This is a genomic window from Micromonospora sp. NPDC051296 (assembly GCF_040682255.1).
GTDB lineage: Bacteria > Actinomycetota > Actinomycetes > Mycobacteriales > Micromonosporaceae > Micromonospora > Micromonospora craterilacus.
This window is the reverse complement of the sequence record NZ_JBFBAO010000497.1, coordinates 1-4,113: the sequence shown is the minus strand read 5'-3', so window position 1 is coordinate 4,113 and position 4,113 is coordinate 1. Positions and strand designations below refer to the sequence as shown.

Annotated in this window: 7 protein-coding genes; all 7 read right to left on the bottom strand. The window is 71.4% G+C overall.

Annotation, left to right across the window (positions count from 1 at the left end; all coding sequences use genetic code 11):
• A partial coding sequence (locus tag AB0M52_RS31690; RefSeq protein ID WP_363961314.1) for a hypothetical protein occupies positions 1–220 on the bottom strand: 220 nt, incomplete at its 3' end.
• Between the two features lie 33 nt (positions 221–253).
• A complete protein-coding gene (locus tag AB0M52_RS31685) occupies positions 254–874 on the bottom strand; it encodes a DUF6879 family protein (protein WP_363961312.1) in 621 nt (206 codons plus the stop codon).
• Positions 867–1,136: a hypothetical protein gene (locus AB0M52_RS31680; RefSeq protein WP_363961310.1), complete on the bottom strand. Its 270-nt coding sequence runs from the start codon at positions 1,134–1,136 to the stop codon at positions 867–869. Before AB0M52_RS31680 ends, AB0M52_RS31685 begins: the two co-directional genes overlap by 8 nt.
• A gap of 149 nt (positions 1,137–1,285) precedes the next feature.
• The gene (locus AB0M52_RS31675) at positions 1,286–1,567 is read right to left on the bottom strand and encodes a DivIVA domain-containing protein (RefSeq protein ID WP_363961308.1); all 282 of its coding nucleotides are present in this window, start codon (positions 1,565–1,567) and stop codon (positions 1,286–1,288) included.
• A complete protein-coding gene (locus AB0M52_RS31670; RefSeq protein WP_363961306.1) occupies positions 1,564–2,757 on the bottom strand; it encodes an FAD-binding oxidoreductase in 1,194 nt (397 codons plus the stop codon). The genes AB0M52_RS31675 and AB0M52_RS31670 overlap by 4 nt, the downstream gene beginning before the upstream one ends.
• A complete protein-coding gene (locus AB0M52_RS31665; protein WP_363961304.1) occupies positions 2,754–2,987 on the bottom strand; it encodes a hypothetical protein in 234 nt (77 codons plus the stop codon). Before AB0M52_RS31665 ends, AB0M52_RS31670 begins: the two co-directional genes overlap by 4 nt.
• A gap of 197 nt (positions 2,988–3,184) precedes the next feature.
• The coding region (locus AB0M52_RS31660) for a hypothetical protein (RefSeq protein WP_363961302.1) at positions 3,185–4,113 on the bottom strand (929 nt) is incomplete at its 5' end.

Genomic DNA, 4,113 nt, shown 5'->3' with positions numbered 1-4,113 from the left:
CACCGGTGAGCGCAAGCCCGGCGAGGATCGCGGACGCGGCTCCGTACGCCTGCCCGACGTTGCCGAGCAGCGGCCAGTCATATCCAGGTCGCTCGCCGATCCACAGTAGGCCCAGCGGCGACAGCACCACGGCGACGAGGATGACCAGGACAGCGAGCAGCAACGCGGTCGGCGTCATCGATCGGCGGGCCAGGCCGGTCACCGCCCGCAGTCGGGGCACACTGCCTCCACGCTCGCAGGTGGAGGCAGGCTACTACACGTGACCGTCTGGCGGCTTGAGCCCGTCGACCTCACGGCGGAAGAACGACTCGAAGTCCTCCGCGCCGGCGAGCAATGACGTGACCCGCGACCGGCAGCCCTCCACCACGTCAGGTGCAACGAACTTGTCCGCCCCGACCGGCGCTCCTGCCTCGTCGTAGCGCACCTCGTAAACCGCCTGACTGCCAGCCACCATCAGCTCGGGAACGACGCCATGCTCGTATTCCAGCTTCACGACCGCGTTCGCATCCGCGTTGAGCACCCGGATGTGCTCGCCCGCCTCGGCACGGTAGCGGAGGAAGTTCAGTTCCCAGTGCAGGTACGGCGTGAGAGGCAGCTCCACGATGCGCAGGCGGTGCAGCCCGGAGCCCAGCTCGTCGAGGTGGGCGAAGAACCGCGCCAACTCGGGGTTGGGCTCTGCGGCGATCCGCAGCGCCTCCTTCCACCGGCCGGCCGCGAACGCCTCCCAGCTCGGGCTGCCCGGCTCACGAAACGACTGCATCCGTTCCGTCTTGAGGATAGGCCCGTCGACGGATTCCACGGCGGCGTAGAAGTCCGCCTCGTAGTCGGGAAGGTTCAGCCGTTGGGCGGGCGAAGCTCGAAGAAGATCACGCATCCGGGATGTCCGACTTCGCCGCGATGATCACGCTGCGGGGAATAACCACCAGTCGCTCGTCGTCGCCGACACTGACACCAGCCGGCAACTGACCCACATAGGTCGACGTCAGGTCTCGGCCGATGATTGCCACATCGCCGTTGGACAGCTCCCAGATGTCAGGGCAGGTTGTCGTGCCACCGCTCTCCCCAAGCTCGGCCGCCGAACGACCGAGCCGCCGCGCAAACGTCGCAGTGCCGTCCGCTTCCCATCGACTCACCATGGCCATCTCCCATAGTCACGGATCGAACACTCAGAATAGTTGAGAGGCTGCCATGGTCTCCCGTACGCATCGGGCATGCCCGGAGGCTTCCGGCACCGTCCGTCCCACATGTCGTCGTTGCGCTGACGGCCGCAGCGCTGGAATGGCGATCACGCCGTCGCATCGGCCGCTGCCCGGGCGTCGGCGCGTGCGGCCGACTGGTCGGTCTGCCAGCTGCGCAGGGCATCCTTGATGCGCCGGTTCTCGGCGCGCACCTCGGTGAGCTGGCGGGACCGCTCTCCCAGTTCGTAGGCGAGCCGGCGCAGCAAGGCATCGACGTCGTCGACCTGGTAGCCGCGCCGGCCCAGCCGACTACAGGGCAGGGTGAGCGCGACGATCCGGTCCGGGGTGAGTGGGCCGGTCAGGGCATTACGGCTGCGGTAGATGGTCATCGCCACGGGATCCGATTCGGCAGGTGGATCCGCTCGGCGGACACCCCGGCGGCGAGCAGCCGCAACCGGGAGCCGGCGAGCATCGCCGGCGGTCCGCACACGTACACCGCCTGGTCGGGGCGCAGGTGGTCGAGGGCGACGGTGAGCGCGTCGCCCCGCTCCCCCGGCTCGGCCAGGGCATCGTGAGAGAACGCCGGCACGATCGTCAGCCAGTCGTGGCGCAGTTTGTCGAGGGTGACCGCGTCGTACAGGCTCTCCACCGAGCGCGCCCCGACGACCAGGGTCACCCGCCGGCCGTTCGGGGCGGCGGCGACCTGCTCGACCAGGGCACGCAGCGGCGCCAGTCCGGTGCCGCCGGCCACCAGCAGCAGGTCACCGTCGACCAGGCTCAGCCCGGTGTCGACGGGCGGGCCGAGGTGGAGCAGTTCGCCGGGGCGTACCTCGTGGACCAGGCTGGTGGAGACGGTGCCGGCGGGGACCGCGCGGACGTGCAGCTCGACGGTGCCGTCCGGGCGCGGCGCGTTCGCCGGGCAGAGCCAGCGCCACCGGCCGGCCCGGCGCGGCGTGCACACCGGCACCGCCTGGCCCGACTGGTACGGCAGCCGCCGCCACGGCCGTACCGTCAGGATGGCGACCTCGTCGCAGGCCCGGTCGTGGCCGACCACCTCGGCCGGCCACCAGGCCGGGCCGTCCCCCATCCGCCCAGCAGCCCGCTCGACCAGCCGCCACGGGACGCTCGCCTGCAACGCCTCGCCGATGACGGCGGCGTGCGCCGGGTGCAGGCCATAGCGACGGTACGCGCGGCCGAGCACCGCCAGCAGGGCCAACCTGTTGGGGCGGGCGTCTTTGACGGTGAGCTGAGACAGCGCGGCGTGCAGCAGTGGGGCGTCCCGCTCCGGCAGCAGGCCCGGGCAGCGATCCTCCACCACCGCCCAGAAGCTCGCGACGCACCGTTCGTTGTGCGTCTCCAGGACCCCGAGCAGGTAGTCGACCGCCCGCCGGTGCTGCGCCTCCGACCAGCCCAGGCGCGGGATCTCGGCCTCGCCGCCGGTCCCGCTGGTCAGCGACCGCGCCAGGTGTGCTTTCAGCCGATCCCAGTCCACCCCGATCAGGTACGGGGACAGCTCCGCGTCCGCCGCCACCAGGCTCAGCCAGCGGGCGACCGCCTCGCGTACCTCCGGCTCGGTCATCGTGCCGTTTCCTTGATTGCCTCGGCCTGCGCCTCGGTGAGGCCGGCGGCGTCAAGGGTGGCGTGGCCCCAGCGGGCCAGGCGGCACGGGTACGGGACGCGTTCGCTGCGGCAGAGCAGGCCGTGCGGCCAAGACTCCGGCGCGTGGACGCGGACCGCCCGCGCGGCGAGGGCCAGGTCCTCGTCGGTGACCGGGGTGAGGACGGGAAAGTCGGCGAGTACGGCGGACATCGGTGAACGCCTCCGGTGCGGTGGACGGGTGGAGCGGCACCGGAGCGGGCGGGAGCGGCGACGGATCGTTCGGGTCGAACCGTCACCGGAGCCAGCACCCGCCCCGGGCCGTGCGTCCACTGTCGATTCCGAAGGCCGGTGTAGGTATGCCGCGTTGATCCTCACCGGCATACACGTTCCGCATATGCACGGTGACGCTAGCCAGCGGGCCGACGTCGGCTCAGGCGGTGGGCTCGCCAGCGGCGAGCAGCGGCGAGCAGCGGTCCACGATGCGGTGCCGGCGAGGTGCGCTGCGCCCGATCCCAGAGGCGGACGAGGGCGTCGGTGAACGCGGTGACCGCCTCATCGTCAGCTTGGGCGAAGGCGGGGACCTCGGCGGCCCACTGCTCGGCGGTCGCAGGATCGTGCCCGGCGCGGACGAGCCGGACCAGCATGAATGCGGTGTCGATCCAGGCGGCACCCCGGCAGGGGGCGGACCAGTCCACGAGGCGAAGGCGGTCACCGAGCAGGAAGTTGCGGGGCGTCATGTCGGTGTGCAGCAGGGTGTCGCCGTCGACCAATTCAGGGGCGATGAGCCCACGCCAGCGTTCGGTGAACGGCTGCACGTCGATGGGCGGGCAGGGCGTCAGCTCCCGGGCCAGGGTCGCCAACAGGTCGGCGACCAGCTGCAGGTCCGGGGAGCCGGGTTCCAGGCAAGGATGACGGCCGGGCACGTGGTCGAAACCGAGCAACAGCCAGCCGCCGTGCTCCACGGCCCACCGCAGGCGCGGAGCCACCTCGGGCAGGCACGGGTTGATGCGGGCCTCCCGGCGGTATAGCCAGCCTTTCCTGCTCTCGGCCTGCCCGCCCTTACAAAAGACCCGACCAGTCGCGGTGTGCAGGGTGACGGCAATTTCGCAGGCGGCACCCTCGGGGACAGGGTCAGCCCGGCCGATTACGCCGGTACGCCGCTCGACCTCGCGACGCAGCGAGGTGGGAAGTTCGTCCCAGCGGCGGCGAGGCGGCATCGTGACCCTTCCGGGCGGTGGTCCCGGCCAGCGTACGTCGCCAGCGCGCTGATCGCGGTGGCGTCCGTCGGGATCGGACTGGCCATCGTGGGCACCGGCCGGCTGTCGGCGGTACGCAT

Excerpts from the sequence above, each read along its gene's own strand:
- AB0M52_RS31665 (WP_363961304.1), bottom strand. The coding sequence starts at position 2,987 with ATGTCCGCCGTACTCGCCGACTTTCCCGTCCTCACCCCGGTCACCGAC.
- AB0M52_RS31670 (WP_363961306.1), bottom strand. The coding sequence starts at position 2,757 with ATGACCGAGCCGGAGGTACGCGAGGCGGTCGCCCGCTGGCTGAGCCTG.
- AB0M52_RS31675 (WP_363961308.1), bottom strand. The coding sequence starts at position 1,567 with ATGACCATCTACCGCAGCCGTAATGCCCTGACCGGCCCACTCACCCCG.
- AB0M52_RS31680 (WP_363961310.1), bottom strand. The coding sequence starts at position 1,136 with ATGGTGAGTCGATGGGAAGCGGACGGCACTGCGACGTTTGCGCGGCGG.
- AB0M52_RS31685 (WP_363961312.1), bottom strand. The coding sequence starts at position 874 with ATGCGTGATCTTCTTCGAGCTTCGCCCGCCCAACGGCTGAACCTTCCC.